The organism is Leifsonia sp. EB34 (genome assembly GCF_041260585.1).
In the GTDB taxonomy this organism is placed as follows: domain Bacteria; phylum Actinomycetota; class Actinomycetes; order Actinomycetales; family Microbacteriaceae; genus Leifsonia.
The window spans coordinates 1,647,954-1,674,555 of record NZ_JBGCCV010000001.1 but is presented as its reverse complement, the minus strand read 5'-3'; the positions used below and the strand labels follow the sequence as shown (position 1 = coordinate 1,674,555).

Below are 26,602 nucleotides of genomic sequence, written 5' to 3'. Positions count from 1 at the left end.
CCGCCGCTGTGCGCCTGCCCACAGCGCAGCGGCTCGCGCGAGCCGCGGATCCCTGTCGGCACAACGGAACGGGGGCGGCGCCGCTGCTGCGACACCGCCCCCGTGGAAGCCTGGTTCAGGCTGTTACTTGACGGCAGCCTTGAGCTTCGAGCCCGCGGTCAGCTTGACGCGGTGGCCGGCCGGGATCGAGATCTCCTCGCCGGTCTGCGGGTTGCGGCCGGTGCGAGCGGCGGTCTCGGTGCGCTCGGCGGCGAGCCAGCCCGGGATGGTGACCTTGCCGCCACCCTTGACGGTCTCGCTGATCGTGGCGAAGAACGCGTCGACGACGCTCGAGACGGTGGCCTGGCTCTGACCCGACGCCGCGGCGACGGCAGCAACGAGCTCGGTCTTGTTCAGGTTGTCAGCCATTGAGTGTCCTCCTCGGACCTTGTGCTGGTAGTTCAGCTTCTTGTGGAACGGTTGAGGCCACGGTGGGCCGTAACGTTTGGTCGGTTGACCGCCTCGAATGTATCAGAAACCCGCGGAAACACGCGGATTCTCGCGGATTTTTCGCCTCTTGCCAGGGCGCGTCCAGCCCCGGGTACGACGAAGGGGCGCCCGGCGGATGCCGGACGCCCCTCCAAAGGGTGTCGCGCTGCCGCTTCTCAGCGGCGGATGCTGGGGTGTTACCAGCTCGACTTGGTGATGCCGGGCAGCTCGCCTCGGTGCGCCATGTCGCGGAAACGGACACGCGAGATGCCGAACTTGCTGAGGTTTCCGCGGGGACGGCCGTCCACTGCGTCGCGGTTGCGAACGCGGATGGGGGAGGCGTCGCGGGGGAGCTTCTGGAGGCCGACGCGGGCGGCCTCACGCGACTCGTCGGTGCCGTTCGGGTCGACGAGGGCCTTCTTGAGCTCGGCGCGCTTCGCGGCGTAGCGCTCGACGATGACCTTACGCTGCTCGTTCTTGGCGATCTTGGACGTCTTGGCCATGTTTAGCGCTCCTCTCGGAAGTCGACGTGCTTGCGCACGATGGGGTCGTACTTCTTGAGCACGAGACGGTCGGGGTTGTTGCGGCGGTTCTTCTTGGTCACGTAGGTGTAACCGGTGCCCGCCGTCGAACGGAGCTTGATGATCGGACGGATGTCCTGCTGCTTCGCCATTGTTAGATCTTCTCCCCACGGGCCAGGAGGTCCTTCACCACGGACTCGATGCCACGGGCGTCGATGACCTTGATGCCCTTGGCGCTCAGCGTCAGGGTGACGTTACGACGAAGAGACGGGACGTAGTACGTCTTCTTCTGGATGTTCGGGTCGAACCGGCGCTTCGTGCGACGGTGCGAGTGCGAGATGTTGTGCCCGAAGCCGGGAACGGCTCCAGTCACCTGGCACACTGCTGCCATTGCTTTCTTCTCCAATACCGTGATGCAGTTGCATCACCCAAGGTCACTTGTCGGCGCACGACTTCCCACGTTTTCAGGTGTGGGGTTTCGTACACGGCTAACGGAGTGGGAGGAGCCCACTCAGCCAAACATCCATGCTACGGCACGGAGACGGGTCGGGACAAATCGCACAGGTGGTTGCACTACCGATTCAGGCTCCCCGACATCGCGGACCCCGCGGCCATCAGACCCCCGATGAGGATGAAGCCGATGATCACCACCCAGACGGCGAGGATCAGGCCGGAGAGGATGACGCCGGTGATCGCCATGCCTCGACCTGCGGGCTCCTTCCGAGGCCGACGATGCCGAGGATCAATGAGACGACCGGCACGAGGAACGTGAAGCCGAGCACGATCGAGGCCAACCCGAGGACCATCGAGGCGATGCTCATGCCCCGCGGCTGAGGTCCGGAGTACGGCTGAGGCGGAGCTGGCGGCATCACCGGGGCGTGCCTCTCTGGTTGCGGGGGTTCCTCTGGCGACAGCGGTCGCGACTCCGTACTCATGCAGCTCATTCCTCGCCTCACAGCATCCGGCTGGACGCCAGGAACCATCTAACCACGTAAGCAGTGATATACCGACCGTAAGTCGACGGGTGCCGACCCGCGGTGGAAGCTGTCAGACGCTCTCCGCCGCAGCCTTCGCCGTGCACCCCGCGCACAGTCCGAACACGTCCACCACGTGCTGCGCCTGCGTGAACCCGTGCGACGCCGCCGCCGCGCGCGCCCACTGCTCGACCTCGTCGGCCTCGATCTCCACCGTCAGCCCGCACTTGCGGCAGATCAGGTGGTGGTGGTGCCCGGTCGTGCAGGCGCGGTACAGGCTCTCGCCCTCCGGGGACTGCAGGGAGTCGGCGTCGCCTTCGGCCGCCAGGTCGGCGAGCGCGCGGTACACGGTCGCGAGGCCGATCGGGGAGCCCGTCTCGTGCAGCGTCAGGTGCAGTCCCTGCGCGCTGATGAAGCCTTCCGTCGAGGACAGGGCCTCGCGGACGGCCTCCCGCTGCCAGGTGTTGCGCTTCACTGTTCCAGGCTAGCCTCTCCGGCTCACGAGTCGCCGGGAACCTCGTGCGCCCACGAGCCGGCAGGCGACGTAGATGAGGAACGAGATGGTCGTCACGTACGGGCTGATCGGCAGGGAACTGCCGAGCGCGAGCAGGATGCCGCCCACCACCGAGAGCAGGGCGAAGCCCACGCTCAGCAGCGGGACGAACACCGGCGACGAGGAGATGCGCATCGCCGCGGCCGCCGGGGTGACGAGCAGCGACAGGACCAACAGGGCCCCGACGATCTGCACCGACACCGCGACGGCGAGGCCGAGCAGCACCATGAAGGCGAGCGCGACGAAACGGGTCGGGACGCCGCGGGAGGCTGCGACGTCGGCATCCAGGCTGTCGAACATGAGCGGGCGCCACATCAGCAGCAGGGCGATCACCACCACCGCGCCGATGACGAGCAGCGAACCGAGCTGCGGGTCGTCGACCGACACGATCTGGCCGGTGAGCAGCCCGAACTTGTTCGCGCTGCGGCCGGGATACATCGCGAGCGCGAGGATCCCGAGCCCCAGCCCGAAGGGCATCAGCACCGCGATGATCGAGTTGCGGTCCCGCGCCTTCGCCCCGAGCAGGCCGATCAGGATGGCGGCGATCAGCGATCCGGCGAGCGACCCGGCCACGACGTTCACACCGAACAGCAGCGCGACGGCCGCTCCCGCGAACGAGAGCTCGCTGATCCCGTGCACCGCGAACGCCATGTCCCGCTGCATCACGAAGACGCCGATCAGGCCGCCGACGACGCCGAGCACGGCGCCGGCGAAGATCGAGTTGCGCACGAGCGCGAGCAGCTCGCCGTAGTCGGTGAAGTTGAAGAGCTGCGACCAGAGATCGTTCATGCGGCCGGCTCCGGGTGCGAGGAACGGGTGTGGTCGTGGTGCGAGTGGGTCTCCGCATCCGGAATACCGACCACGACGATGCGCCCGCGGCTGCGGATGACGTCCACCGGCGTCCCGTACAGGTCGGTCAGCACCTCGCTTCGCAGCACCTCGTCCGGCGTTCCGGTGCGGAACCGGCCGCCGGCCAGGTAGAGCACGCGGTCGACCATCCCGAGCACCGGGTTCACGTCGTGGGTGACGAAGACGACCGCACTGGCGTGCTCGCGCCGGCGGCGGTCGATGAGCTCGCTGACCCCGCGCTGGTGCTGGAGGTCGAGCGACAGCAGCGGCTCGTCGCAGAGCAGCAGCGTCGGGTCCCCGGCGAGCGCCTGCGCGACCCGCAGCCGCTGCTGCTCGCCGCCCGACAGCGACCCGACCGGGGTGTCCGCGTACCGGCGCGCGCCGACGGAGTCGATGAGCCGCTCCACCTGCGCGCGGTCGGAGCGGTTCGGGAGGGGGAGGCCCCAGCGGTGCCCGTTGACGCCGAGGGCGACGAGGTCGCGGGCGCGCATCGGGGTGCCGGCCGGGATGAGCTTCTGCTGCGGGATGTAGCCGATGCGCCGGTCACCGCGCCGGACCGGGTGGCCGTCGAGCACGATGCTCCCGGAGTCCAGCGCCTGCTGGCCGAGGATCGTCTTCAGCAGGCTGGTCTTGCCCGATCCGTTCGGCCCGAGCACGGCGACGAACTCGCCGGCGTGCACGTCCAGGTCCAGCCCGCTCCACAGCGTGCGGTCGCCGAAGCCGAGGGCGGCGTCGCGCAGGCTGAGCACGACGTCGCGCTCGCCCGGGGCGGCCACGCGCTCGATCGGCTCGCTCATCGGGCCAGCGCCGCTCCCACGGCGTCGAGGTTCGCGTTCATCCAGCTCACGTAGTCCTTACCGGCCGGCAGCGTCTCCCGGACGGGGACGACCGGGATGCCCGCCGCCGTGGCGGCCGCCCGCACGCGGTCGGTCTCCGGCCCGCTGGTCTGTTCGTTGTAGGCGAGGAGCCTCACCTTGTGGGCGCTGAACAGCGCGAGGGTCTGCTGCAGCACGAGTGGTGAGACATCCGTCCCCGCCTCGATGGCGGCACTGAACTTCTCCGGCGTCTTGTTCACGAGTCCGCTCGCCTCCAGCAGGTAGAGCGGGACGGGCTCGGTGACCGCGACCCCTTCGCCGGCGTACGTCGCCTTGAGCTCGGCCTCCCGGTTCTGCAGGGCGGCGAGCTTGGCGGAGAAGGCGCGCGCGTTCGCCGCGAACGTCGCCTTCTGCGACGGGTCGGCCTTCGACAGCGCGTCCGTCAGGGCGGTCGTGAACTTCTGGACGGTGGGGAAGTCGTACCAGACGTGCTCGTTGAGCTCGCCGCCGACGGCCTTCTTGCCGGAGATGTCGACCACGTTCAGCACCGTGGCCTTCGTGTTCTTCGAGCCCGTGCGGAGGGTGTCCATGAAGTCGTCGTAGCCTCCGCCGTTCTCGATGAGGATGTCGGCCTTCGACACGGCGAGCTGGCTCTGGGCGCTCGCCTCGAACGAGTGCGGGTCCTGGGCCGGGTCGGTCATCAGGGCGGTCACGTCGACTGCATTGCCTGCGATGGTGGAGGCGATGTCGCCGTAGACGTTGGTGCTGGCGACGACGCGGACTTTGCCGTCGGCGGACGAGGATCCGGCGGCGCAGCCGGTGAGCGCCGCGACGGTCGCGGCGGCGAGGGCGAGAGTGAAGACGGAACGCTTCAACATGGGGACCTGTCTAATTCGTGGGTGTCCCACGAATCTATCCCTAATTGAGAACGATTGTCAAAATCAACTGCAGGCTCAGTCCAGCAGCAGCGCGGGCTCCTCGATGATGGAGGCCACGTCCGCCAGGAAGCGCGAGGCCACATCCCCGTCCACCACGCGGTGGTCGAACGACGCGCCCACCGTCGTGACGTAGCGCGGGCGCACCTCGCCGTCGACGACCCACGGCTTCTGCTTGATGGTGCCGAGCGCGACGATGCCGACCTCGCCCGGGTTCAGGATGGGCGTCCCGGTGTCCATCCCGAACACGCCGATGTTCGTGATGGTGATGGTGCCGTTCGCCATGTCGGCCGGGGGAGTCCGGCCCTCGCGTGCGATCAGGGTCAGCTCCTCGAGCGCCTTGGCCAGCTCGAGCAGGGTCATGCCCTGCGCCTCCTTCACGTTCGGGACGATGAGCCCGCGCGGCGTCGCGGCGGCGATACCGAGGTTCACGTAGTGCCGGACGATGATCTCCTCGTCGGTCCACGTGGAGTTCACGGTCGGGTTGCGGCGCACGGCCCAGATGATCGCCTTCGCCACGATGAGCAGCGGCGACACCTTCACGCCGACGAAGTCGGGCGAGGTCTTGAGGCGCTTGACGAACTCCATCGTGCGGGTGGCGTCGACGTCCACGAACAGGCTGACGTGCGGGGCGCTGAACGCGCTCGAGGTCATCGCGTTGGCGATCGCCTTGCGCACGCCCTTGACCGGGATGCGGTCCTCGCGGTCGTCCGGCCACGCGGGCGTCTGGATGTTGCGGAACACGCTCGCCTGGGTGGCCTCCCGGAGCACGTCCTCCCGGGTGATGTCGCCGATCGGGCCGGTCGGGGTCACGAGAGTGAGGTCGACGCCGAGGTCCTTCGCCAGCTTGCGGATCGGCGGCTTGGCGATCACGGGCGCACTGCCCACCGGGGAGGCGCCGGCCGGTGCCGACGCGGCAGAGGCCGCAGGCGCAGCGGAGCCGGGCGCGGCCGCGGCCGGTGCGGCGGGCGCAGGCGTGAAGGTCACCGGGATGGAGGCGGTGCCCGGGTGCGTCACCCGGCGCCGGCGGCTGGTCCCGTGGCCCGCGGCGCCGTAACCGACGAGCACCGCGCCCGGCTTGGGCTCGTCCGCCTCGTGCGACACGCTCTGCGCGGTGTCGGCCTCTGCCTCCTCGACCTCGCTCACCGGCTCGGCCGGTGCCGCAGCCGCAGGCGACCCGGCGGTGACGGTGATGATCGGCGTGCCGACTTCCACCGTCTGGCCCTCGGACACGAGCAGCTCGCCGACGGTCCCCTCGAACGGCGACGGCAGCTCCACGAGCGACTTGGCGGTCTCGATCTCCACGATCACCTGGTTGACCGCGACCGGCTCACCGGGCGCGACCTTCCACGAGACGATCTCGGCTTCGGTCAGACCCTCGCCGACGTCGGGCAGCAGGAACTGGGACTCGCTCATGTGCGGCTTCTTTCGTTCGGCGCGCGCTCAGTACGCGAGCGCGCGGTCGACGGCTTCGAGGATCCGGTCGGCGTCGGGCAGGTAGACGCCTTCCAGCTTGGCCGGCGGGAAGGGGGTGTCGAAGCCGGCGACGCGGAGCACGGGCGACTCGAGCGAGTAGAAGGCCCTCTCGGCGACCACCGCGGCGACCTCGGAGGCGACGGACACGGTGCCGGGCGCCTCCTGCGCGACGATGAGGCGTCCGGTCTTCTGCACCGACTGGAGCACGGGGGCGTAGTCGATGGGCGAGAGCGAGCGGAGGTCGACGACCTCCAGGCTCCGGCCCTCCTCGGCGGCGACCTCGGCGGCGCGCAGCGCGACAGGGACCATGCCCGCCCACGCCACGATCGTCGCGTCCGTGCCGGTGCGCACCACGCGGCTGGCGTGCAGCGGCACCGGGTTCTCCTCGGTGTCGACGTCGCCCTTCGGCCAGTAGCGGCTCATCGGCTCGAAGAAGATCACCGGGTCGTCCGAGGCGATGGCCTCCTGGATCATCCAGTAGGCGTCGTTGGGCGTCGACGGCGCGACCACGCGGAGGCCCGCGGTGTGCGCGAAGTACGCCTCCGGCGCCTCCTGGTGGTGCTCCACCGCGCCGATGTGACCGCCGTGCGGAATGCGGATGACGACCGGCATCGAGACCGCTCCGCTGTGCCGGTTGGTCAGCTTGGCGAGCTGCGTGGTGATCTGGTCGAAGCCGGGGAAGACGAAGCCGTTGAACTGGATCTCCACCACCGGGCGGTAGCCGCGCATCGCCAGGCCGATGGCCGAGCCGATGATGCCCGCCTCCGCGAGCGGGGTGTCGAGCACGCGCTTCGCGCCGAACTCGGCCTGCAGCCCTTCGGTGACGCGGAAGACGCCGCCCAGCGGGCCGATGTCCTCGCCCATCAGCAGCACCTTCGGGTCCGCGGCGAGCGCGCGCCGGAGGCCGGCGTTGAGCGCCTTCACCATCGGCATCGACTGGATGCGCGGGCCCGCGGGCTCGGCGGGGTTCTCCGCCTCGGGGGCGGCAGCCTCCTGCGGTTCGCCGACCTCGGACTCGGCGTCGATCGCCTCCGGCTGCTCCGGCACCGTCTCGTCCTCGACCACGAACTCGCGGGTCCACTCCTGCTCGGCCACGTGCTCCTCGAGCACGAGCGAGTCCGGGTCGCTCTCCACGATCTCCACCACGTCGATGGCCTGCGTGTCGTCGAACGGCTCGTCGTGCACGGCGCTGTCACCGTCCGGCGTCTCGTCCTCCATCAGTTCGGCCTCCACGTATCCGGTCTCGCCTCTCGGGTCGCTCATGCGTCACCTCCGAACGACGCTTCGTACTCCTGCAGCCAGCGCCGCTGCTCGTCCATCACGGGATGCGGCTCACTGTAGACGTTGTCGAACATGCTCTCGATCGGCGGCGCCTCGAGTGTCAGGGTACGACGGCGCACGTCGGCGGCCAGGTCAGCCGCCTCCTCCTCCGCCGCGTCGAAGAACGCCTGGCCCACGCCCTGGTTCTCCAGGAACGCGCGGAACCGCAGGATCGGGTCGCGCTCGGCCCAGTACGCCACCTCGTCGTCGGTGCGGTACTTGGTCGGGTCGTCGCTGGAGGTGTGCGCACCCATCCGGTAGGTGAGGGCCTCGATCATGCTCGGGCCCTCTCCGCTGCGCGCGTCGTCGAGGTGCTTCGCGGTCACCGCGTAGGCGGCGAGCACGTCGTTGCCGTCGAGCTGCACGCCCGGGATCCCGAAGCCGCTCGACCGCAGGTACAGCGGGGTGCGCGACTGCGTCTTCACCGGCACCGAGATGGCCCAGTGGTTGTTCTGCAGGAAGAAGACCTGCGGGGTCTGGTAGCTGGCGGCGAAGACGAAGGCCTCGCTGACGTCGCCCTGGCTGGTCGCGCCGTCGCCGAAGTAGGCGATCACGGCCTCGTCCACCTCGGCGTCGCCGGTGCCGACCTTGCCGTCGAGCTTGACGCCCATCGCGTAGCCGGTCGCGTGCAGCGTGTGCGAGCCGATGACGAGCGTGTAGAGGTGGAAGCCGTGGATGGCGGGGTCCGTCGGGTCCCAGCCGCCGTGCGTGGTGCCGCGCAGCAGGCCCATGATGCCGACCGGGTCGATGCCGCGGATCATGCCGACCACGTGCTCGCGGTACGACGGGAACAGGTTGTCCTGCGGCTTGGCCGCGCGGGCGGAGCCGACCTGGGCACCCTCCTGTCCGCGGCTCGGCACCCAGAGGCCGAGCTGGCCCTGGCGCTGGAGGTTGGCCCCCTCGTTGTCCACGGCGCGCACGCGAACCATGTCACGGTAGAAGGTGCGGTAGTCGTCCTCCCCGAGTCGCTCGAGGTAGGGGAGGTACTCTCCCGCCTGGTCGCTCGGCTGGAACCGGCCGTCTCGGGTCAGAAGCTGGACGGTGTTCGCCGGGCGCGGGGTATCGTTCGTCGCAACCACCGTTCTAACCTAACCGCTTGCCGGGGTGCCCATTTGGTAGGTTCCGCACAAGATCGGCGGTGACCTCCAGGAGTTTCTCCACAGATTCCTGCTCTCCGACGCTGATCCGGATGCCCTCCGGCGGGAACGCCCGCACGGTCAGCCCCGCGTCGAAGAACGCGTCGTTCGCGGCGGCGGTCTCCTCGCCGGTCGGCAGCCAGACGAAGTTGCCGTTCGCCTCCGGCACGTTCCAGCCCTGCTCCAGCAGCGCGTTCCGCAGCTTGTCGCGGCGCATGGCGATGCGCGCGACCCGCTCCATGAGCTCGTCCTCGGCGTCGATCGACGCGAGCGCGGCGACCCGGGAGGCGTCGGTCACCGACAGCGGGATGGCCGCCGACCGCGCCGCGTTCAGCACCGCCGCCGGCCCGACCGCGTAGCCGATGCGCAGCGCGGCGAGCCCGTACGCCTTCGAGAACGTGCGCAGCACCACGAGGTTCGGGTAGCGCGCGAGCAGCGGGATGCCGTCCACCGAGGCGTCGTCGGTGACGAACTCGTAGTAGGCCTCGTCCAGCAGCACCAGGAGGTCGCGGGGGACGGACGCCATGAACGCCTCGAACTCGGCAGCCGTGACGACCGGTCCGGTCGGATTGTTGGGCGTGCAGACGATGACGACGCGGGTGCGGTCGGTGATCGCCGCAGCCATCGCCGGGAGGTCGTGCCCGCCGTCGGCCCGGTTCGGCACCTGCACGCTGGTCGCGCCGGCGACGGTGACCAGTCCCGGGTAGGCCTCGAACGACCGCCACGAGTAGACGACCTCGTCGCCGACGCCCGCGGCGGCGGAGATGAGCTGCGCGAGCAGGGCGACCGACCCGCTGCCCAGGTGCACCTGGTCGACCTCGACGCCGTGCCGCTCGGCGAGCCGCCCGCGGAGGTCCGCGCCGCCCGCGTTCGGGTACCGGTTGAGCTCGCTGAGCGTACCGGCCACGGCCTCCACGACGGAGGGGAGCGGGGGATAGGGGTTCTCGTTGCTGGACAGCTTGAAACCGTCCGCCGGCGCCGGGCGCCCCTGCTTGTAGGCGGGGACCGCCACGATCTCGGGCCGCAGGCGCACGCGCGCGTCTTGGTCAGTCACAGACCCAACTTAGTCGCGGGCGCATACCGGCGGGAGCATTCCTCTCTATTGGGGGCGACGACGCAGGATGGTGAGGCGGATGGAGGAGTTGAGGAACGCGGCGGCGAGGAACAGCCCGAACACGACGCTGGACGCCGTCTCGGGATAGCGATCGGTGCGCACCGGGAGGAAGAAGGCCAGCAGTTCGATGAGCACGTAGATTCCGCCGATGAACCATCCCACCCTCGGGCGGGCGGTCAACCGCCACCACGGCCGCGGCGGTTGCACGGGCTCATCCTCACCCCGGAACGACCGTGCGAGCGCGATGATCGCGATCGGCCAGAGGACATTGCTGACCACCGTCACCACGGTGACCGGTGCGGCGAGCTGGGCGAGTTGCGTCAAGAGCCGCCACCCCACTTCCAGGAAGACGATGAACCCGAACTTGTGCCACGGATTCATCACCCGCAGCGGCCACCACTGGAGCGGCGGATACAGCTTCTTCTCGCGCTGGGCGGGGAAGGGCTCCGGCGTCACGAGGCCGTCTCTGTTCGACACGCGCCGACTCTAGCGGCGAGCCCCTGTCCGCCGCGCCTCCCGTTTGGGAGGATGTGCCCATGCGATTCCTGCTGAAGGTCATCATCAATGCGGTGGCCCTGTGGCTGACGACGCTCATCGTCAGCGGCGTCACCGTCGTCCCCTACGCCGCGGGCACCACGGCGACCGTCCTGACCTACCTGCTCGTCGCCCTCATCTTCGGCGTGGTCAACGCGATCGTCGGCACGGTGGTCCGCATCGTGGCTTTCCCGCTCTACATCCTGACCCTGGGCCTCATCTCGTTCATCGTGAACGGGCTGCTGCTGCTCCTGGTGTCGTGGATCAGCGGCCTGATGGGCTTCGGCCTCCACGTCGCGGGGTTCTGGTGGGGCGTGCTCGGCGCGCTGGTGCTCGGCATCATCGGCTGGCTGATCGGGCTGATCTTCCGGCCGTTCACGCGCGAGCGCTGACCGCCCTTCCGAGTGCGGGAGAATAGAGGCGAATCCACCACGCCGATCCCCGCGAGGAGCCCCATGACCGCCCTGCCTCCCCAGCCGCTCAGCCCCCTGGACGGCCGCTACCGGTCCGCGGTGATCGGCCTCGGCGACCACCTCTCGGAGGCCGGCCTGAACCGGGCCCGCGTCCAGGTCGAGGTGGAGTGGCTGATCTACCTGACCGGCCACCGGATGTTCGGCTCCTCCCCGCTCACCGACGAGCAGGTCGCCCAGCTCCGCGCCCTCGCCGACGATTTCGGCCAGCCTGAGATCGACCGGCTCGCCGAACTGGAGGCCACCACGAAGCACGACGTGAAGGCCGTCGAGTACCTGGTCCGCGAGCGTCTGCACGCGCTGGGCCTCGACCACATCGCCGAGCTCACCCACTTCGCCGCCACCAGCGAGGACATCAACAACCTCTCCTACGCGCTCACCGTGAACGCCGCCGTCGCGCAGGTCTGGCTGCCCGCGTTCCGCAACGTGATCGCCGAGCTGCGCGCCCAGGCCGTGCAGTACCGCGACGACGCCATGCTCGCCCGCACGCACGGCCAGCCCGCGACCCCGACCACGATGGGCAAGGAGCTCGCGGTGTTCGTGCACCGCCTCGACCGCATCCGCACCCAGGTGGAGGCCACCGAGTACCTCGGCAAGTTCAGCGGCGCGACCGGCACCTTCGCCGCGCACCTCGTGGCAGACCCCGACGCCGACTGGCCCCGCATTTCGCAGGAGTTCGTGGAGAGCCTCGGCCTCGACTGGAACCCGCTCACCACACAGATCGAGTCGCACGACTGGCAGGCGGAGCTGTACTCCCGCATCTCGCACGCCAACCGCGTCCTCCACAACCTGTGCACGGACATCTGGACCTACATCTCCCTCGGCTACTTCCGGCAGACCCCGGAGCCCGGCGCGACCGGCTCCTCGACCATGCCCCACAAGGTCAACCCGATCCGCTTCGAGAACGCGGAGGCCAACCTCGAGCTCTCGAGCGCCGTCCTGGACTCCCTCGCCGCCACGCTGGTGACCAGCCGCCTGCAGCGCGACCTGACGGACTCGACCACCCAGCGCAACATCGGCGTCGGGCTCGGGCACTCGCTGCTCGCCCTGGACAACATCCAGCGCGGCCTCGCCCAGATCTCGCTCGACCGCAACGCGCTCGCCACTGACCTCGACCTCAACTGGGAGGTGCTGGCGGAGGCGATCCAGACCGTCATCCGCGCGGAGGTCACAGCCGGCCGGTCCACGATCACCGACCCCTACGCGCTGCTGAAGGAGCTGACCCGCGGCAAGCGCGTGGACCACGAAGCCCTGACGGCGTTCGTGGCCGGCCTGGAGATCGGCCAGGCGGCGAAGAACCGCCTGCTGGCGCTCACCCCCGCGGGCTACGTCGGGCTGGCGTCGGAGCTGGTCGACCGGCTCTGACGCCGCCGGGGGTGGCTGCACGAGCGCCGGTCGCGTTGGGTCCCGCTTGGTTTGGCGTCCGGATCCGCGTCGGTTTCGACGTTCGCGACCCGTGCAAGGCTCGCCGTTGGGGACCGGCGCCGGCTCAGTACCGGCCGGGCGAACCGTCCTGCCTCAGTGCCCCCGGGGCGTCCCGCCGTCGCGGCGGTCGTCGCGGCCGGCTTCGCCCGGCTTCGCCGTGTCGCCGTGCCCCGCGGCCTTCTCCTGGGCTTCCACGTCCTGCTCGTGGATGTCCTCCACCTCGGCCGCGGTCGGCTTGAACGCGAGCGCGAACAGCGCCATCAGCACGAGCGAGAGGATGAAGGCGATCCCGAGGGCAACCCCCGCGAGGATGAACTCGCGCGTCGCGATCAGGACGATGAGGCCGACGAACACGGCGAGGCCCGCGGAGATGCCGAGCAGCTCGGCGGGCAGGAAGCGGTCGCGCCGGGTCGGCTGGAGGCTGTTGGTCACGCTGGGGTCTTTCTTTTCGCGCTTGGTCACGATCCGCTCTCCGTCCGGCGGGCGGCCGCGGCGGTGCGGGCCGCCGATCGCAGGGAGGCCGCGCCGATGCCCTGGAAGACCCCGACGATCACGGCCCAGGCGCCGAACAGGCCGATGGCGAGCACAGCGTCGGCCGGCACGAACAGGAGCACCAGAGCCAGGATCGCGGTGAGCGCTCCGGTGATGAGCCAGTCGCGCGCGGCCGCGTCGCTCCGGCGCTCGCGCATGCCGCTGTAGAGCTCGAGGATGCCGGTGAGCGCCGCCCACACGGTCACAACGTAGAGGTAGAGGCCGAGCCCGCTGGTGTTGAGGGCGATGGCGAGCACTCCGGCGAGGATGCCGATGCAGCCCTGCACGGCGAAGAGGGTGCGGGTGAGCCCCTTCGAGGCGAAAAGGAGGCTGAGGACGCTGGTCGCGAGGCCGTCGGCCACCGCGAAGACCCCGAAGACGATGAGGCCGAACTGCGGGGTGTGCGCGTCGCGGGTGAAGGTGACGACGGCGGCCGCGGCGAGCGCGACGATTGCGCGCACAGCGGGGACGACCCAATATCGGCTCGAGTTCGGATCGCCCTGATTCTGGGGAACGGCGGGTGCCACTCGGCGACCTCTCTCAGTCAGGATGCGGTCCCAGTCTAGTCGCGGGCTTCCTGCGCGTTTGCCGCGCGGAGGCCTCCCGCGGCCGCTGCGCCCGGCCGTCCGGCGCGGGTGAGGCTGCCTTCCTGACCCCTCAGAAACTCCTTTTACGGATGTCTGCTAGGCGACGGCGGGGAGTTCGTCGCCACCCGCACGTGCCCAGGCGACGATCCCCGCAATGGCGCCGACGACGAGCACGAACGCGCCGGTCGGCAGCACGGTGGCGCTGATCGGATGGTGCCAGCTCAGCGCGACGAGGATGCCGGCCACCGCCCCGAACACCGTCACGATCGAGAACATCCCCGAGACCGCGCGCGCGAGACCGGTCTGGAAGAGCGCGCGCACCCCGAGCGCAATGGCCAGGATGACCCAGGTGACGGCGAGCGGCGCCCCCACGACCGTCCCGAAGTCGTCCCTCAGCAGCACGCCCGGCACGATGTAGACGATGCTCGCCGCGAGCAGGAGGAGCGCGCCGACCGCGGAGAAACCGGCCAGCCGCCCGCGCTCGGACCGCAACCGCATGACCGGCTCGATCAGCGAGGTCCAGGTGAAGGCGAGCGCGAAGGACACCACCGCGAGAGCGACAGGACCTGCGCCCTGCAGCAACGGGATGAGGATGGTGTTCACCCCTCCATTGGATCGCGTGGGGCGGACCCGCGCGTCCTCCCTGAGGATGATCCGCGGTCGGAGCAGGCTCCGGGCCGGCTATCGGCTGGCCCAGCGCCGGCGCGCCGCCCGTGCCTACCTGGCGAGCTCGGCCTTCGCATAGCCGACGAGGGCGTTGGCGTGCCCGTGCCCCATCCCGTACTCGGACTTCAGCCAGCCGACGACCTCCATGTGCGTGGCCCCGGTGTCCAGCTGCTCCACGACCAGATCCAGCCACTCCTGCACGGGTCGCCCGTATTTCTTCTCGATGCTCGGGAAGTACGACGGCGGCCCCATGACCTTCTCGCCGGGTGCGATCACGGGCGCGACGACACGGTGCTCGGTCATGCGGGCAGTCTAACGCCGGCGGGGTCGCCCTCCTCATCCCCGCACCCCGGTCGACGGCCCGTGGTTGCACGGAGTGGATGGCCTCAGCTCGTCGAGGGCGCCGCGGAACTCGTGGGCGGCCGTGTTGCTGCTGGCGACTGTCAGGAGCGCAGCGGCTGCAGGAGACGATGCGGCTCCTTGAGCGCCGCACCGAAGATGTCGTTCGGATACGGGGTGGTCTTCTGGACCACGACGTCAGAAGCTTCAGGGATCGCACCGCAGATGCTGCAGGAGCCGTTGGCGTTCAAGTCCCCGTCGTCGGTGCGGTGCTTGTACTGCATGCGCCGCGCCGGCTCGACGTAGTTCTCGTTGCCCCACTGCGCCAGCCCGACCACGACCGGCCAGAGCGCTTGGCCCTTGGCGGTGAGCTCGTACTCGTCGCGGGCGCCGCTTCCCGCGACGCGGTCGACGACGCCTTCCTCGACGAGGTGGTTGAGCCGGTCGGTGAGCGTCGCCGGAGGGAGGCCGATGTGTTTGCGCAGCTCGCTGTACCGTCGGATCCCATAGAAGAGATCGCGAATGATCAGGAGCGTCCACCGCTCGCCCACGACCTCGAGCGAGCGCGCGACCGCGCAGTCCTGGCCTGCGTAATCGGTTCCCAACGGCATGACACCAGCGTATCACGAAGATTCAATGATTGAAGCTTGTCAGTTCAATGATTGATGTGCATACTGGTGCACATGGCTCAAACAACCTCGCCGGCACGACCGGCCGCCCGCCGCGACAGGGACGTGTCCGGGATCCGCGTGCCCCGCACCGTCGGCTTCGTCGCGATGTCCGGAGCGCTGCTGGCGTTCTTCGTGGCCGCCGGCGCACCGACGCCGCTGCTGCCGATCTACGAGGCGGAGTGGAAGTTCGCCCCCTCGATGCTCACCTTCGCGTTCGGCGTCTACGCCCTTGCGATGATCGTCTCGCTGCTGGTCGTCGGATCCCTCTCCGACTACATCGGCCGCAGACCCGTGCTGATCGGCGCGCTCGCTCTCGAGCTCGTCTCCGTGATCGTCTTCCTCTTCGCACCCTCCATCGGCTGGATCGTCATCGGGCGCGTCCTGCAGGGACTGGCGACCGGCGTCGCCTCCAGCACCTTCGGCGCCGCGATCGTCGAGCTCGCCCCGGAAGGGCGCAAGCGACTCGGCGCGGTCATGTCGAGCCTCGCGACCACCGCAGGCCTCGGCATCGGCGCTCTGTTCTCCGGTCTGGTCGCGCTGGCGATCCCGGCCGAAGCGGCGACGATCGTCTGGATCGTTCTCATCGTGCTGATGGCCGCAGGCACTGTACTGGCCTTCCTGACCCCGGAGACCTCCACCCGCCGTGCAGGCGCGGTGCGCTCGCTCATCCCACGGATGTCGATCCCAGCCACGGTGCGGCGGCTGTTCGCTGCCACCAGCCCCACGATCGTGGCGGTGTTCCTGGAGACCGCGTTCTTCCTCGGGCTGGTGCCCACGATCCTCGCGGCCGCGTTCGGCGTGACCACCCCGATCATCGGCGGCCTGATCAACTTCGTCATGTTCACGGCCGCCACCGCGGCCGCCGCGCTCACCGGTGGCGTGCACCCGCACCAGCTGAAGATCTGGGGAAACCTGGGCGTCACCATCGGCACCCTCCTTTTCCTCGGCGCGATCCCCACCGGGGCGATCTGGCTGGTCTGGGCTTCCGCGATCGTCGCCGGGGCTGGGATGGGAGCGGCGTTCTCCGGAAGCAGCCGCGGCCTCGTCCCTGAGGTGAAGCCCCACGAGCGCGCCGGACTGTTCGCCGCGTTCTTTACGGTCGCCTACCTGTCCTTCGGCGGCTCGGCCATCATCGCCGGCTTCATCGCCGCCGCGACCGGGGTCACCGCCATGGCGGTCGGCTTCAGCATCATCATGGCCGCCATCGCCCTCCTCGGCCTCGCCCTCAGCATCGGACTCTTCGCCCGCCGCCCCGGTAACCGCCGCAGCTGATTGGCCGGTCCCGGTTCACCAACCGCTCTGCAGCTCGCGAACGTGGGGGTCCGCCGCGTCAGCCTCGGCTCGGGAGTCGCCCAAGCCGCATACGGGGTGGCACTACGTGCATCGCGCGAGGTGCTCTCCGATGGGACCTGCAACGCCTTCTCTGAGCCACTAAGCGCTCCTAGCACCCCCAAAGAATTTGAGGCTGCCCTCTGTCGGATTCGGGTCCGACGTGGTGGCGCAGAGAGGGTTCCGCCTTTCGGGTAGGCGGTCCCTCCCCGGGGGTCTCATGACGCCCCCGCTTCATGAGACCCCCTGTGGAACGACCTACGAACCCTGTGGAACGACCTACGAACGCCCCGCTGCGCGTCGCACGACTCGCGCAGCACCCAGCTGTCAGCTGTCCCGCTCAGCTCCCGTGGCTGCGGGCGATGACTTACGCAGCTTCCGTACGCGGCATGACCCAAAACGGCAGCACCCCAGGTCGGCAACATCGGCACCGGCCGCTGGCCGCCGAATAGATCGTCCCGATCGCCAAAACGCACAACCTGCGTGGCGGAAAGTCAGTCCTTGTCGGCGGTTAACAGGTCCGATCAGATCGGCGCCATGTCCGTGAAGCGGGAGTACATGCCCTGGAAGGCGACCGTCACCGTGCGGGTCGGGCCGTTGCGGTGCTTCGCCACGATCAGGTCGGCCTCGCCGGCGCGGGGGTTGTCCTTCTCGTAGGCGGACTCGCGGTGGAGGAGGATGACGACGTCGGCGTCCTGCTCGATCGAGCCCGACTCGCGGAGGTCACTGAGGGCCGGGAGCTTGTCGGCGCGCTGCTCCGGGCCACGGTTCAGCTGGGAGAGGGCGATCACGGGGACCTGCAGCTCCTTGGCGAGCAGCTTCAGTGCGCGCGAGAACTCGCTGACCTCCTGCTGGCGGCTCTCGACGCGCTTGCCGCTCGTCATGAGCTGGAGGTAGTCGATGATGACCATTTTGAGGCCGACTCGCTGCTTGAGGCGGCGGCACTTGGCGCGGATCTCGACCAGGGTCATGTTCGGGCTGTCGTCGATGTAGAGCGGGGCGTCGTTGATGCGGCCGCGCGTGGAGGCGATGGTCGTCCAGTCGCGGTTGTCGACGGTGCCCTTGCGCATGTGCTGCAGCGGGACGGTGGCCTCGGCGGAGAGGAGGCGCATCGCGATCTCGCTGCGCCCCATCTCGAGCGAGAAGAAGATCGTGGGCATGTCGTGCTTGATGGCGGCGGCGCGCGCGAAGTCGAGGGCCAGCGTGGACTTTCCGAGCGCGGGGCGCGCGGCGACGATCACCATCTGGCCGGGGTGGAGGCCGTTGGTCAGCTCGTCGAGCTCGGCGAAGCCGGTCGGCACGCCGGTCATCGAGCCGTCCTTGTGCTTGGCCGCCTCGATCTCGTCGATCGCCACGGTGACGGCCTCGGTGAGCGGGACGTAGTCCTCGACCTCCTGGTGGCCGGTGACGGAGTAGATCTCGGCCTGGGCGTTGTTGACGAGGTCGAGGACCTCACCCTCGGCCTTGTAGCCCATCTGCGTGATGCGGGTGCCGGCCTCCACCAGGCGGCGCAGCAGCGCCTTCTCGGTGACGATGTTGGCGTAGTAGCCGGCGTTCGCGGCCGTGGGGACGAGGCTCGTGAGCGTGTGGAGGTACTCGGCGCCGCCGGCGCGGGAGAGCTCGCCCAGCTTGGTCAGCTCGTCGGTGACGGTGATGACGTCGGTCGGCTCGCCGTGAGAGTACAGCGAGAGGATCGCGTCGTAGATGATCTCGTGCTTGGGGATGTAGAAGTCGGTGCCGCGCACGACCTCGACCACATCCGCGACGGCGTCCTTGCTGAGCAGCATGCCGCCGAGGGCGCTCTGCTCGGCGAGCAGGTCGTGAGGAGGGGTGCGCTCCGGAGAACGGGCCTCGCCCGGTTCGCGGCTGTCGGCGAGACCGATATGGGCGATCGACACGTGCTCTCCTCACTTCTCCTGTTGTCGGACGCGCACCAGTCGGTGCGCCCCCCTTCAGCCTGCGCCGCCCAAGACCGGACGGCGCGCGGGCACGCCGAGTGCGGCCGCCCCGGGCAGCGTCGCCATGGTGCCGGGGAGGCCGCGCCGAGGCGCGTCCGCTCGCAGACTACGGACGGCCACCGACAACGTCCCGCAGCCTCCTGCGAGCCGATCCTCGGCGGTCGTCCGTCGACGTCGCTCCACCCTACGAACCGCTCGCCGCGGCCACAACTCCACCTGTGGATAACCCTGGGGAAAATCTGGGCGAAACGCCGACGGGTCTGTGCACAAGGTGTGGGAATCGCTGTGGAAAACTAAAAAGTTTCGGGATGAAACACCGCTCTGACCAGCAAATTCCGTTTCCCCAGGCTGTGTGTAAAAAGTTCTGTCCACCCTGTGGTCGACGCGCTCCGCCCGGGCGCGCGCGCTGTGGATGGAGCCGGGGAAAACTTCCTTAACGACGTGTAGCGGCGGGCTCTCGCCCGCCGCTACACTGTGAGATTTCGTCGCTACTTGGCGGCGACCACCTGCAGGGAGATGACGGCCGAGAGGTCGTCGTGCAGGCGGACGGTGGCCTCGTGGTCCCCGACGGCCTTGATGGCGTTGGGGAGCTCGATCTTGCGCTTGTCGAGCTCCCCGATGCCCGCGGCCTTGACCGCGTCGGCGACGTCGCCCGTCTTCACGGAACCGAACAGGCGGCCCTCGCGGCCGGCCTTGGCGACCAGCTTGACGCGGGTCGCCTCCAGCTTCGCCTTGAGGTCCTGAGCAGCCTCGATCGTGTGCAGCTCGCGAGCGGCGCGAGCCGCCTTGATCTGCTCGACCTGCTTCTCGCCACCACGGCTCCACACGATGGCGAAGCCCTGGGGGACGAGGTAGTTGCGTGCGTAGCCGTTCTTGACGTCGACGACGTCACCGGCGGAACCGAGGCCGGTGACCTCGTGCGTGAGAATAACCTTCGACATTCTGTCTCTCCTCCTTAACGGCCAGAGCCGGCGTAGGGGAGGAGAGCCATCTCGCGCGCGTTCTTGACGGCGCGGGCGATCAGGCGCTGCTCCTGCACGGAGACACCAGTGATACGACGGGCGCGGATCTTTCCACGCTCGGAGATGAACTTCCGCAGAGTCGCGACGTCCTTGTAGTCAATGACGCCGACGCGGACGGACTTCGCCGGTGCGGCGTTCTTCCCGTCCTTGCCCTTGCGGATCGGCTTGCGGCGGTCGCCGCTCGACTTTCCAGCCATGATTTCCTTTGCTTTCCCGCCTGGCAGGCAGGTGCCTGCCAGACAAACTCAGTTGTTGGGACCCGTTAGAACGGGGTCTCGTCGTTGTAGGAGCCCGGAGTGTTCCAGACGTCGGCGCCTGCGGACGGGTCCGCAGGGGCGGAGGCAGCCCACGGCTCCTCGACAGCGGGAGCACCGCCGCCGAAGCCACCGCCGCCGACACCGCCGGGACCGCGAGACGACTGGGCACGGGTCACCTGAGCGGTGGCGTACCGCAGCGACGGCCCGATCTCGTCGACCTCGAGCTCCATGGAGGTGCGCTTCTCGCCCTCCTTCGTCTCGTAGGAGCGCTGCTTGAGCCGCCCCTGAGCGATGACGCGGGACCCCTTGGTCAGCGAGCCTGCGACGTGCTCGGCGAACTCACGCCAGACGCTCGCGCGCAGGAAGAGAGCCTCACCGTCCTTCCACTCGTTCGCCTGACGGTCGAACGTGCGGGGAGTGGACGCGATGGTGAAGTTGGCGACAGCCAGCCCGTTCTGCGTGTAACGCAGCTCGGGGTCGGCCGTGAGGTTGCCCACCACGGTGATGACGGTCTCGCCGGCCATGGGACTAGGCGCCGGCCTTCTCGGAGGAAGCAGCGGCCTTGTCGGAGGTGGACGCCTTGCGGGCGGCCTTCTCGTCGGCGCGCTTCTGAGCGGCAGCGACCTGGGCGATGGCCTCTTCGGCACGCAGCACCTTGGTGCGCATGACGGCCTCGCTCAGCTTGAGCTGGCGGTCGAGCTCCTTGGTGGTGTCACCGGTCGCGGTGAGCTGCACGACGGCGTAGATGCCCTCGGACTTCTTGTTGATCTCGTACGCCAGGCGGCGACGACCCCAGATGTCGATGTTGTCGACAGATCCGCCGTCGTTACGAACGACGTTGAGGAACTTGTCGAGGCTGGGAGCTACGGTGCGCTCATCGATCTCGGGATCGAGGATCACCATCAACTCGTACTGATGCATGACTAACCCACCTCCTCTGGTCTCAGCGGCTGCAGACGTTCTGCAGCAGGAGGGTTGTACATCCGTTGCGTAGGCAGGACTCTGCCCGCGCAACTTATCAAGATTAGCGGATGTGCTGGTCCCGCGCCAACCGGGGCGCTGGGCGATGGTGTCTACGACGGTCTCTGCGATGCTCATGCGTCCAGCCTCCCGGCGAGCGGCGCACCGCGGGCGGGCTCGCGCAGATCTGTGGACAACTCGACCGAGGACCAACGCTGTGGGGGACCGGTGCCGTGGAGGACCGCCTACCGCGCCTCCCACCACGCGAGCAGCCGCCGTGTCGCCTCGTCCTCGCCGAGCGGTCCTTCGTCGAGCCGCAGCTCCAACAGATAGGAGAGCGCCTGACCGACCTCGCGTCCCGGCTTCAGCCCCAGCAGGCGCATCACCTGCTCGCCGTCGAGGTCGGGCCGGACGGCGTCCAGCTCCTCCTGCGCCTGCAGCTCGGCGATGCGCTGCTCGAGATCGTCGTACGCGAAACCGAGCCGGTCGGCCTTGCGCCGGTTGCGCGTCGTCACGTCCGCCCGGGTCAGCATGTGCAGGCGCTCCAGCTCGCCGCCGGCGTCGCGCACGTAGCGGCGGACGGCCGAGTCGGTCCAGTGCGCGTCCGAGTACCCGAAAAAGCGGAGGTGGAGCTCGATCAGGCGGGCGACCGAGTCGATCGTGGCCTTGTCGAAGCGCAGGGCGGTCAGCCGCTTCTTCGCGAGCTTCGCCCCGACGATGTCGTGGTGATAGAAGCTGACCGCGCCGCCCGGCTCGAACCGGCGCGTCGCCGGCTTGCCGATGTCGTGCAGGAGGGCCGCGATCCGCAGCACCAGGTCGGGCGCCTCCCCGGGGTGCCGCGCCTTCTCGTAGCCGATCGCCTGGTCGAGCACGGTCAGGCTGTGCTGGTAGACGTCCTTGTGGTGGTGGTGCTCGTCGACCTCCAGCCGCAGCGCCGGCACCTCCGGAAGCACCTGGTCGGCGAGTCCGGAGTCCACGAGGAGCTCGACGCCGGGGCGCGGGTCGTCGGCCGACAGCAGCTTGGTGAGCTCGTCGCGCACGCGCTCGGCGCTGACGATGCCGATCCGCTCGGCCATGCCGGCCATCGCGCCGCGCGTCTCGTCGTCGACCGTGAACCCGAGCTGCGCGGCGAACCGCGCGGCGCGCATCATCCGCAGCGGGTCGTCGCCGAAAGACACCTCGGGGCTCGACGGCGTGGTGATGCGCCGGTCCAGGAGGTCCTCCACGCCGCCGGAGGGGTCCACGAGCCGCACCTCCGGAACACGGAGGGCGAGGGCGTTGATGGTGAAGTCGCGGCGCAGGAGGTCGCCCTCGAGGGTGTCCCCGAACTGCACCTCCGGCTTGCGCGTCTCACCGTCGTAGCTGTCGCTGCGGTAGGTCGTGATCTCGACCGTGTCGTCGCCGAAGCGCGCCCCGATCGTGCCGAACGCGCGGCCGATGTCCCACACGGCGTCGGCGATCGGCCGGACGACGCCGAGGATGTCGTCCGGACGCGCGTCGGTCGTGAAGTCCAGGTCGTGCACCTCGCGGCCCAGGAGGGCGTCGCGAACCGGGCCGCCCACGAGCGACAGCTCGAAGCCGGCCGCGGCGAACGCCTGGGCGAGCCGATCGACCGTCGGGGTCTTCGCCAGGGCGCCGAGACGGTCGAGGGATTCGGCGACGGACTGCATGGTGCCTCAGTTTAATGGGAGGCCGGACGCGCCGCTCACCTCGGCGCGGGGCCGCGTGCTCGCCGGGCTCTCACAGGGGCCGGCCTCTAGAATCGTCGACATGGAGGCGGAACCGGGATCGTGCGTCGGCGCATGAGCGTACCCGGCTTCACCCTCCGGGGTGCCCGACTGCCTGCCGCCCTGATCGGCGTGGGCGTCGCCGTCGTCGCCCTGCTGGCCGGTCCCGCGACGAGCCCGGCGACCGCCGCCTCCGGCTCCTCGCACGTCGCGACGGCGTCCGTCCGCACCGCTGCGGACGCCTCGATCTCCGCGTCCCTCACCGCTGACAACGGCGGTGTGCTGGCGCCCGGACAGGAGCTGGTCGCCTCCATCGCGGTGACCAACCCCACCGACGCCGCCTACACGGCCGGCTCGGTCGGGCTGTGGCTCGACCCGCAGCCGCGCACGTCGCGCGCGGAACTCGCCTCCTGGCTCACCTCCACGAACGCGGTCGCGGACCGCGTCGACCTCGGCAAGGCGACCCTCCCCAACCTCGAGCCGGGCTCCAGCGTCGTGGTGCGCGTGAGCGTGCCCGCGGCGGCCATCCCGTTCGCCGCCAGGACCACCTCGGCCGTCTACGGGCTCGGCGCCTCGGTCGACATCGGCCCGGCGGTGGCGAGCGCCCGCGGCTCGGTCGTCTGGAGCCCCGCGGCCGCCGCGACCCGCTCCGCCGTCGGCGTCGTGATGCCGATCGTGAGCCCATCGACCGGCGACGGCCTCATCTCCGCGCAGGACCTGACCACATACACGGCGCCGAACGGCGTGCTGACCCGCGACCTCGACGGGCTCCAGAACCACGCCACCGTCGCGATCGGCATCGATCCGATGATCCTCGCGTCCATCCGCGTGCTCGGGAACGCCGCGCCCGCCAGCGCCACGGCGTGGCTCGAGCGACTGAGCACCCTGCCGAACGACACCTTCTCACTCGGTTACGGCGACGCGGACGTCGCCGGCCAGATCCAGGCCGGCCTGCCCGCGCCGCTGCAGCCGACTGCTCTGGGATACGCGCTCGACCCCAGGAACTTCTCGCCGACCCCGACGACGATCGGGGAGCCGCAGACCTCCACGCCCGCACCCGCGGCGACGCCGAGCCCGACGCCGACGCCCGGCACGGGGCCCGCGCTCCCCACCCTCGACCGGCTCCTGGCCTGGAACTACACCCTCCGCGGCATCGCGTGGCCCGGAGACGACACCCTCCGTTCGGCCGACCTCGCCCCCCTCGCCGCCGCCGGACTGGGGACCGTCATCGTCTCCGGCGGCAACACCAATGCCGCCAAGCTCGACTCCACCCCGAACACGCCCGCGCACAGCGGCTCGTCCACGCTGGCGGTCTCCGACCAGCAGCTCTCCGAGGCGCTCCGCCAGGCCGTTTCGGCGCCGAGCGACGTGGCCTGGAACGCGGCGATGTCGAAGCTGAACGCGCAGCTCCAGCTCATCAGCGCCGAGGGCACGACGCCGCGCCACCTGCTCCTCGCCCTCGACCGCTCCTGGCCGTCCAGCGGGACGCAGCTCCAGCGCACCCTGGACGCCCTGTTCACCAGTCCGTTCGCGGGACCGTCGACGTTCCCCGCTCTGCTCTCGTCGGCGGCGTCGTCGGAGTTGGCACTCACCGACTCGTCGGTGTCGCAGACCCGGATCGACAACATCCACCTGCTGCTGCAGGACGAGAAGTCGATCGACGCGTTCGCGACCATCCTCAGCGACCCGACGACGCTCACCGGGCAGACCAGGGCGCAGCTCCTCACCCTCCTCGCGGTCTCGTGGCAGAACCCCCGCACGGACTGGACGGCCGCGGTCAGCGGGAGCAGGCAGGCGACGATCAAAACCCTCCACGCGGTCCACATCCTGCCCACCGAGAACGTCAACCTGGTGAGCGCGCAGGGGTCGATCCCGTTCACGGTCAGCAACGAGCTGAGCACCGAGGCGGTCACGGTCGTGCTCAGCGCGCAGCCGTCGAACAGCCGGCTGGAGATCGACGCCCCCACCACGAAGACCATCCCGCAGGACTCCCGGGCGACGATGCTCGTGCCGGTGAAGGCCAAGGTCGGCAACGGCCAGGTCATCCTGTCGCTGCAGCTGTACAGCCCGACCGGCGTGCCGATCGGCGACCCCAGCTCGGTCACGGTGGACGTCCACGCCGACTGGGAGGGCATCGGGGCCCTGATCTTCGGCGGCCTGCTGGTCCTGCTGTTCGGGTTCGGGATCGTGCGCAACATCCTGCGCCGACGGAGTCAGCGCCGGAAGGACGGGGAGGACGACGATGCCACCGACCACGGTGCCACCGACGTCCCCGCAACCCACGATGCTGACATCCGCCCCGCCCCGGGAGGCACCGATGGCTAGCGTCGGCCGCGCGAGCGCGATGCTCGCCTCCGGCACCCTCGTCTCGCGCCTGCTCGGCTTCGCCAAGGCGTGGCTCCTGGTGCAGGCGATCGGCGCGGTGTCGTTCGCCGCGAACGCCTACGGCACGGCGACCACCATCCCGAACAGCCTGTACGCGATCATCGCCCAGGGCATCCTGAACGCGGTGCTCGTCCCCCAGATCGTGCGGGCGTCGGTCAATCCCGATGGCGGTCGGGCGTACATCAACAAGCTCGTCACGCTCGGGATGGTCGTCTTCGCGTCCATCGCGCTGGTCGCGACCTTCCTGGCTCCCGTGCTGATCGCGCTCTTCGGCGTCCCACCCGAGCAGCGCGAGCTGGCGACGGCGTTCGCGTACTGGTCACTGCCGCAGATCTTCTTCCTCGGGCTCTACACGCTGCTCGGGGAGGTGCTGAACGCCCGGAAGTCGTTCGGTCCGTTCACCTGGGCGCCGGTCGTCAACAACATCGTCGCCATCGTCCTGCTCGTGGCGTTCATCCTCGCCTTCGGCACGGCCGCGCACGGCGGCCACGGGCACGAGTGGTCGTTCTGGATGATCACCCTGCTGGCCGGGGGCGCCACCCTCGGGATCGCGGTGCAGGCGCTCGTCCTGTTCGTCTTCTGGCGCCGGGTCGGGCTGCGGTTCCGCTTCGACTTCGGCTGGCGCGGGGTCAACCTCGGGACGGCGGGCAAAGCGGCCGGCTGGACGTTCGCGATGCTCATCGCCACCCAGCTCGCCGGCCTGATCGAGATCAACGTCTCGAACTCCGCTGGGCCCGACTTCGCCGGTCCGTTCGTCATGCAGAACGCGTGGCTCATCTTCATGCTGCCGCACGGCATCATCGCGGTCTCGATCGTCACCGCCTTCTACACGCGGATGGCCGAGCACGCCCACCAGGGCGCGGTGGACTCGTTCCGGCAAGACTTCTCGTCGGCCGCACGCTCGATCATGCTCTTCATCGTGTTCGCCTCGGCCGCGCTCATCGTCACCGCGTACCCGATCGCGCGGGTGTTCACCGGCGACTACCAGGCGATGGGGCTCGTGCTCATCGCCTACCTGATCGGTCTGGTGCCGTTCTCGCTGGTGTTCATGGCCCAGCGCGCGTTCTACTCGCTCGGCGACACCCGGACCCCGTTCTTCTTCACTCTCGCGCAGGTCCTGGTGATCGTGGTCGGCGTGCTCATCTGCTTCACCGTGCCGCCGTCGATGCGTGCGGCGTCCGTCGCGCTCGTCGTGTCGCTGGCGAGCCTCGTGCAGGCCGTGCTCGCGTTCTGGCTGCTGCGCCGGCGGACGGGGGGAGTGGACGGCACCCGGATCTTCGGGGCGCTCTGGCGATTCCTCGTCGCCGGCGTCGCCGCGATCATCGCCGGCGCAGGCTTCCTCGTCATCCTCGGCGGGGTCGAGCCAGGGGCGTTCCCGGTGAGCCACCCCATCGCAGCCATCGTGTCCACCGCTGTCGTCGGCGTCGTCATGCTCGTCGTCTACCTGGGCTTCCTCGCAATCCTGCGTTCGAGCGACCTGGAGGCCGGTCTCGCACCCGTTCTGGAGCGCGCCGCGGCCCGATCCTCCGCTCGCAGGTGACACGGAATAGCATCCGCCTAGGATGTGTTCTACAGGGCGA

Annotated in this window: 30 protein-coding genes; 5 read left to right on the top strand and 25 right to left on the bottom strand. The window is 69.5% G+C overall.

What is annotated here, in order from left to right; genetic code table 11:
• Positions 1-123: 123 nt before the first annotated feature.
• From ABIA36_RS08110 to ABIA36_RS08045, 14 genes are all read right to left on the bottom strand, one after another.
• Entirely contained in the window at positions 124-408 is a 285-nt protein-coding gene (locus ABIA36_RS08110; RefSeq protein WP_369961780.1) for an HU family DNA-binding protein, read from the bottom strand.
• A 257-nt stretch (positions 409-665) separates the two neighbouring features.
• Entirely contained in the window at positions 666-971 is a 306-nt protein-coding gene (gene rpsN, locus ABIA36_RS08105; RefSeq protein ID WP_179604180.1) for a 30S ribosomal protein S14, read from the bottom strand.
• A 2-nt stretch (positions 972-973) separates the two neighbouring features.
• Complete coding sequence (gene rpmG / locus ABIA36_RS08100; protein WP_369961779.1) at positions 974-1,141, bottom strand: 50S ribosomal protein L33; 168 nt, start codon at positions 1,139-1,141, stop codon at positions 974-976.
• Between the two features lie 2 nt (positions 1,142-1,143).
• Positions 1,144-1,380 (bottom strand): 50S ribosomal protein L28, encoded by a 237-nt coding sequence (gene rpmB, locus ABIA36_RS08095; protein ID WP_018188988.1) that lies wholly within the window; start codon positions 1,378-1,380, stop codon positions 1,144-1,146.
• A 182-nt stretch (positions 1,381-1,562) separates the two neighbouring features.
• Complete coding sequence (locus tag ABIA36_RS08090; RefSeq protein WP_369961778.1) at positions 1,563-1,688, bottom strand: hypothetical protein; 126 nt, start codon at positions 1,686-1,688, stop codon at positions 1,563-1,565.
• Between the two features lie 348 nt (positions 1,689-2,036).
• Positions 2,037-2,438, bottom strand: a complete 402-nt coding sequence (locus ABIA36_RS08085) for a Fur family transcriptional regulator (RefSeq protein WP_369961777.1) — start codon at positions 2,436-2,438, stop codon at positions 2,037-2,039.
• Between the two features lie 9 nt (positions 2,439-2,447).
• A complete protein-coding gene (locus tag ABIA36_RS08080) occupies positions 2,448-3,305 on the bottom strand; it encodes a metal ABC transporter permease (protein WP_369961776.1) in 858 nt (285 codons plus the stop codon).
• Entirely contained in the window at positions 3,302-4,162 is an 861-nt protein-coding gene (locus tag ABIA36_RS08075; RefSeq protein ID WP_369961775.1) for a metal ABC transporter ATP-binding protein, read from the bottom strand. Before ABIA36_RS08075 ends, ABIA36_RS08080 begins: the two co-directional genes overlap by 4 nt.
• Positions 4,159-5,058 (bottom strand): metal ABC transporter solute-binding protein, Zn/Mn family, encoded by a 900-nt coding sequence (locus tag ABIA36_RS08070; RefSeq protein ID WP_369961774.1) that lies wholly within the window; start codon positions 5,056-5,058, stop codon positions 4,159-4,161. The genes ABIA36_RS08075 and ABIA36_RS08070 overlap by 4 nt, the downstream gene beginning before the upstream one ends.
• 75 nt (positions 5,059-5,133) lie before the next feature.
• Positions 5,134-6,531 carry a dihydrolipoamide acetyltransferase family protein gene (locus ABIA36_RS08065; protein WP_369961773.1) on the bottom strand — a complete coding sequence of 466 codons (1,398 nt, stop codon included), beginning with the start codon at positions 6,529-6,531 and terminating at the stop codon, positions 5,134-5,136.
• Positions 6,532-6,558: 27 nt separating this feature from the next.
• The gene (locus ABIA36_RS08060) at positions 6,559-7,524 is read right to left on the bottom strand and encodes an alpha-ketoacid dehydrogenase subunit beta (RefSeq protein ID WP_369962096.1); all 966 of its coding nucleotides are present in this window, start codon (positions 7,522-7,524) and stop codon (positions 6,559-6,561) included.
• Positions 7,525-7,850: 326 nt separating this feature from the next.
• A complete protein-coding gene (locus ABIA36_RS08055; protein WP_369961772.1) occupies positions 7,851-8,990 on the bottom strand; it encodes a thiamine pyrophosphate-dependent dehydrogenase E1 component subunit alpha in 1,140 nt (379 codons plus the stop codon).
• A gap of 4 nt (positions 8,991-8,994) precedes the next feature.
• Entirely contained in the window at positions 8,995-10,101 is a 1,107-nt protein-coding gene (locus ABIA36_RS08050; RefSeq protein WP_369961771.1) for a pyridoxal phosphate-dependent aminotransferase, read from the bottom strand.
• A gap of 45 nt (positions 10,102-10,146) precedes the next feature.
• Complete coding sequence (locus ABIA36_RS08045) at positions 10,147-10,638, bottom strand: hypothetical protein (protein ID WP_369961770.1); 492 nt, start codon at positions 10,636-10,638, stop codon at positions 10,147-10,149.
• 59 nt (positions 10,639-10,697) lie between these two features.
• Between ABIA36_RS08045 and ABIA36_RS08040 the strand changes: the two genes are divergently transcribed.
• Entirely contained in the window at positions 10,698-11,087 is a 390-nt protein-coding gene (locus ABIA36_RS08040; protein ID WP_369961769.1) for a phage holin family protein, read from the top strand.
• Between the two features lie 63 nt (positions 11,088-11,150).
• Positions 11,151-12,530 (top strand): adenylosuccinate lyase, encoded by a 1,380-nt coding sequence (purB, locus tag ABIA36_RS08035; RefSeq protein ID WP_369961767.1) that lies wholly within the window; start codon positions 11,151-11,153, stop codon positions 12,528-12,530.
• A 153-nt stretch (positions 12,531-12,683) separates the two neighbouring features.
• Here the strand turns inward: purB and ABIA36_RS08030 are convergent, their stop codons facing one another.
• The 5 genes from ABIA36_RS08030 to ABIA36_RS08010 form a co-directional block, all read right to left on the bottom strand.
• Positions 12,684-13,052, bottom strand: a complete 369-nt coding sequence (locus ABIA36_RS08030; protein WP_369961765.1) for a hypothetical protein — start codon at positions 13,050-13,052, stop codon at positions 12,684-12,686.
• A complete protein-coding gene (locus tag ABIA36_RS08025) occupies positions 13,049-13,582 on the bottom strand; it encodes a DUF308 domain-containing protein (RefSeq protein WP_369961764.1) in 534 nt (177 codons plus the stop codon). The genes ABIA36_RS08030 and ABIA36_RS08025 overlap by 4 nt, the downstream gene beginning before the upstream one ends.
• Before the next feature lie 222 nt (positions 13,583-13,804).
• The gene (locus tag ABIA36_RS08020) at positions 13,805-14,311 is read right to left on the bottom strand and encodes a hypothetical protein (RefSeq protein WP_369961763.1); all 507 of its coding nucleotides are present in this window, start codon (positions 14,309-14,311) and stop codon (positions 13,805-13,807) included.
• A 114-nt stretch (positions 14,312-14,425) separates the two neighbouring features.
• The gene (locus tag ABIA36_RS08015; RefSeq protein ID WP_369961762.1) at positions 14,426-14,677 is read right to left on the bottom strand and encodes a DUF4287 domain-containing protein; all 252 of its coding nucleotides are present in this window, start codon (positions 14,675-14,677) and stop codon (positions 14,426-14,428) included.
• A gap of 140 nt (positions 14,678-14,817) precedes the next feature.
• Positions 14,818-15,324, bottom strand: coding sequence for a winged helix-turn-helix transcriptional regulator (locus ABIA36_RS08010; protein ID WP_369961761.1), 507 nt, complete (start codon positions 15,322-15,324; stop codon positions 14,818-14,820).
• Positions 15,325-15,396: 72 nt separating this feature from the next.
• On the opposite strand from ABIA36_RS08010, the gene ABIA36_RS08005 reads away from it, so the two are divergent.
• Positions 15,397-16,656: an MFS transporter gene (locus ABIA36_RS08005; protein ID WP_369961760.1), complete on the top strand. Its 1,260-nt coding sequence runs from the start codon at positions 15,397-15,399 to the stop codon at positions 16,654-16,656.
• 581 nt (positions 16,657-17,237) lie between these two features.
• Here the strand turns inward: ABIA36_RS08005 and dnaB are convergent.
• The 6 genes from dnaB to ABIA36_RS07975 form a co-directional block, all read right to left on the bottom strand.
• On the bottom strand, positions 17,238-18,611 hold the full coding sequence (gene dnaB / locus ABIA36_RS08000) for a replicative DNA helicase (protein ID WP_369961759.1): 1,374 nt from the start codon (positions 18,609-18,611) through the stop codon (positions 17,238-17,240).
• Positions 18,612-19,159: 548 nt separating this feature from the next.
• The gene (gene rplI / locus ABIA36_RS07995; RefSeq protein ID WP_369961758.1) at positions 19,160-19,612 is read right to left on the bottom strand and encodes a 50S ribosomal protein L9; all 453 of its coding nucleotides are present in this window, start codon (positions 19,610-19,612) and stop codon (positions 19,160-19,162) included.
• A 14-nt stretch (positions 19,613-19,626) separates the two neighbouring features.
• Positions 19,627-19,890 (bottom strand): 30S ribosomal protein S18, encoded by a 264-nt coding sequence (rpsR, locus tag ABIA36_RS07990; RefSeq protein WP_018189012.1) that lies wholly within the window; start codon positions 19,888-19,890, stop codon positions 19,627-19,629.
• A gap of 65 nt (positions 19,891-19,955) precedes the next feature.
• Positions 19,956-20,474 carry a single-stranded DNA-binding protein gene (locus ABIA36_RS07985; protein ID WP_369961757.1) on the bottom strand — a complete coding sequence of 173 codons (519 nt, stop codon included), beginning with the start codon at positions 20,472-20,474 and terminating at the stop codon, positions 19,956-19,958.
• Positions 20,475-20,478: 4 nt separating this feature from the next.
• Positions 20,479-20,871, bottom strand: coding sequence for a 30S ribosomal protein S6 (rpsF, locus tag ABIA36_RS07980; protein ID WP_369961756.1), 393 nt, complete (start codon positions 20,869-20,871; stop codon positions 20,479-20,481).
• A gap of 284 nt (positions 20,872-21,155) precedes the next feature.
• Positions 21,156-22,580, bottom strand: coding sequence for a CCA tRNA nucleotidyltransferase (locus tag ABIA36_RS07975; protein ID WP_369961755.1), 1,425 nt, complete (start codon positions 22,578-22,580; stop codon positions 21,156-21,158).
• 132 nt (positions 22,581-22,712) lie between these two features.
• Here ABIA36_RS07975 and ABIA36_RS07970 point away from each other — a divergent pair, with 132 nt between their 5' ends.
• On the top strand, positions 22,713-24,962 hold the full coding sequence (locus tag ABIA36_RS07970) for a DUF6049 family protein (RefSeq protein ID WP_369961754.1): 2,250 nt from the start codon (positions 22,713-22,715) through the stop codon (positions 24,960-24,962).
• Positions 24,955-26,562, top strand: a complete 1,608-nt coding sequence (murJ, locus tag ABIA36_RS07965) for a murein biosynthesis integral membrane protein MurJ (RefSeq protein WP_369961753.1) — start codon at positions 24,955-24,957, stop codon at positions 26,560-26,562. The genes ABIA36_RS07970 and murJ overlap by 8 nt, the downstream gene beginning before the upstream one ends.
• Positions 26,563-26,602 lie beyond the last annotated feature (40 nt).

Bases quoted from the DNA above. Each gene is read 5' to 3' on its own strand.
- ABIA36_RS08110 (WP_369961780.1), bottom strand. From the start codon at position 408: ATGGCTGACAACCTGAACAAGACCGAGCTCGTTGCTGCCGTCGCCGCG.
- rpsN (WP_179604180.1), bottom strand. From the start codon at position 971: ATGGCCAAGACGTCCAAGATCGCCAAGAACGAGCAGCGTAAGGTCATC.
- rpmG (WP_369961779.1), bottom strand. From the start codon at position 1,141: ATGGCGAAGCAGCAGGACATCCGTCCGATCATCAAGCTCCGTTCGACG.
- rpmB (WP_018188988.1), bottom strand. From the start codon at position 1,380: ATGGCAGCAGTGTGCCAGGTGACTGGAGCCGTTCCCGGCTTCGGGCAC.
- ABIA36_RS08090 (WP_369961778.1), bottom strand. From the start codon at position 1,688: ATGGCGATCACCGGCGTCATCCTCTCCGGCCTGATCCTCGCCGTCTGG.
- ABIA36_RS08080 (WP_369961776.1), bottom strand. From the start codon at position 3,305: ATGAACGATCTCTGGTCGCAGCTCTTCAACTTCACCGACTACGGCGAG.
- ABIA36_RS08075 (WP_369961775.1), bottom strand. From the start codon at position 4,162: ATGAGCGAGCCGATCGAGCGCGTGGCCGCCCCGGGCGAGCGCGACGTC.
- ABIA36_RS08070 (WP_369961774.1), bottom strand. From the start codon at position 5,058: ATGTTGAAGCGTTCCGTCTTCACTCTCGCCCTCGCCGCCGCGACCGTC.
- ABIA36_RS08065 (WP_369961773.1), bottom strand. From the start codon at position 6,531: ATGAGCGAGTCCCAGTTCCTGCTGCCCGACGTCGGCGAGGGTCTGACC.
- ABIA36_RS08060 (WP_369962096.1), bottom strand. From the start codon at position 7,524: ATGCCGATGGTGAAGGCGCTCAACGCCGGCCTCCGGCGCGCGCTCGCC.
- ABIA36_RS08040 (WP_369961769.1), top strand. From the start codon at position 10,698: ATGCGATTCCTGCTGAAGGTCATCATCAATGCGGTGGCCCTGTGGCTG.
- purB (WP_369961767.1), top strand. From the start codon at position 11,151: ATGACCGCCCTGCCTCCCCAGCCGCTCAGCCCCCTGGACGGCCGCTAC.
- ABIA36_RS08015 (WP_369961762.1), bottom strand. From the start codon at position 14,677: ATGACCGAGCACCGTGTCGTCGCGCCCGTGATCGCACCCGGCGAGAAG.
- ABIA36_RS08010 (WP_369961761.1), bottom strand. From the start codon at position 15,324: ATGCCGTTGGGAACCGATTACGCAGGCCAGGACTGCGCGGTCGCGCGC.
- ABIA36_RS08005 (WP_369961760.1), top strand. From the start codon at position 15,397: ATGGCTCAAACAACCTCGCCGGCACGACCGGCCGCCCGCCGCGACAGG.
- rplI (WP_369961758.1), bottom strand. From the start codon at position 19,612: ATGTCGAAGGTTATTCTCACGCACGAGGTCACCGGCCTCGGTTCCGCC.
- rpsR (WP_018189012.1), bottom strand. From the start codon at position 19,890: ATGGCTGGAAAGTCGAGCGGCGACCGCCGCAAGCCGATCCGCAAGGGC.
- ABIA36_RS07985 (WP_369961757.1), bottom strand. From the start codon at position 20,474: ATGGCCGGCGAGACCGTCATCACCGTGGTGGGCAACCTCACGGCCGAC.
- rpsF (WP_369961756.1), bottom strand. From the start codon at position 20,871: ATGCATCAGTACGAGTTGATGGTGATCCTCGATCCCGAGATCGATGAG.
- ABIA36_RS07975 (WP_369961755.1), bottom strand. From the start codon at position 22,580: ATGCAGTCCGTCGCCGAATCCCTCGACCGTCTCGGCGCCCTGGCGAAG.
- ABIA36_RS07970 (WP_369961754.1), top strand. From the start codon at position 22,713: ATGAGCGTACCCGGCTTCACCCTCCGGGGTGCCCGACTGCCTGCCGCC.
- murJ (WP_369961753.1), top strand. From the start codon at position 24,955: ATGGCTAGCGTCGGCCGCGCGAGCGCGATGCTCGCCTCCGGCACCCTC.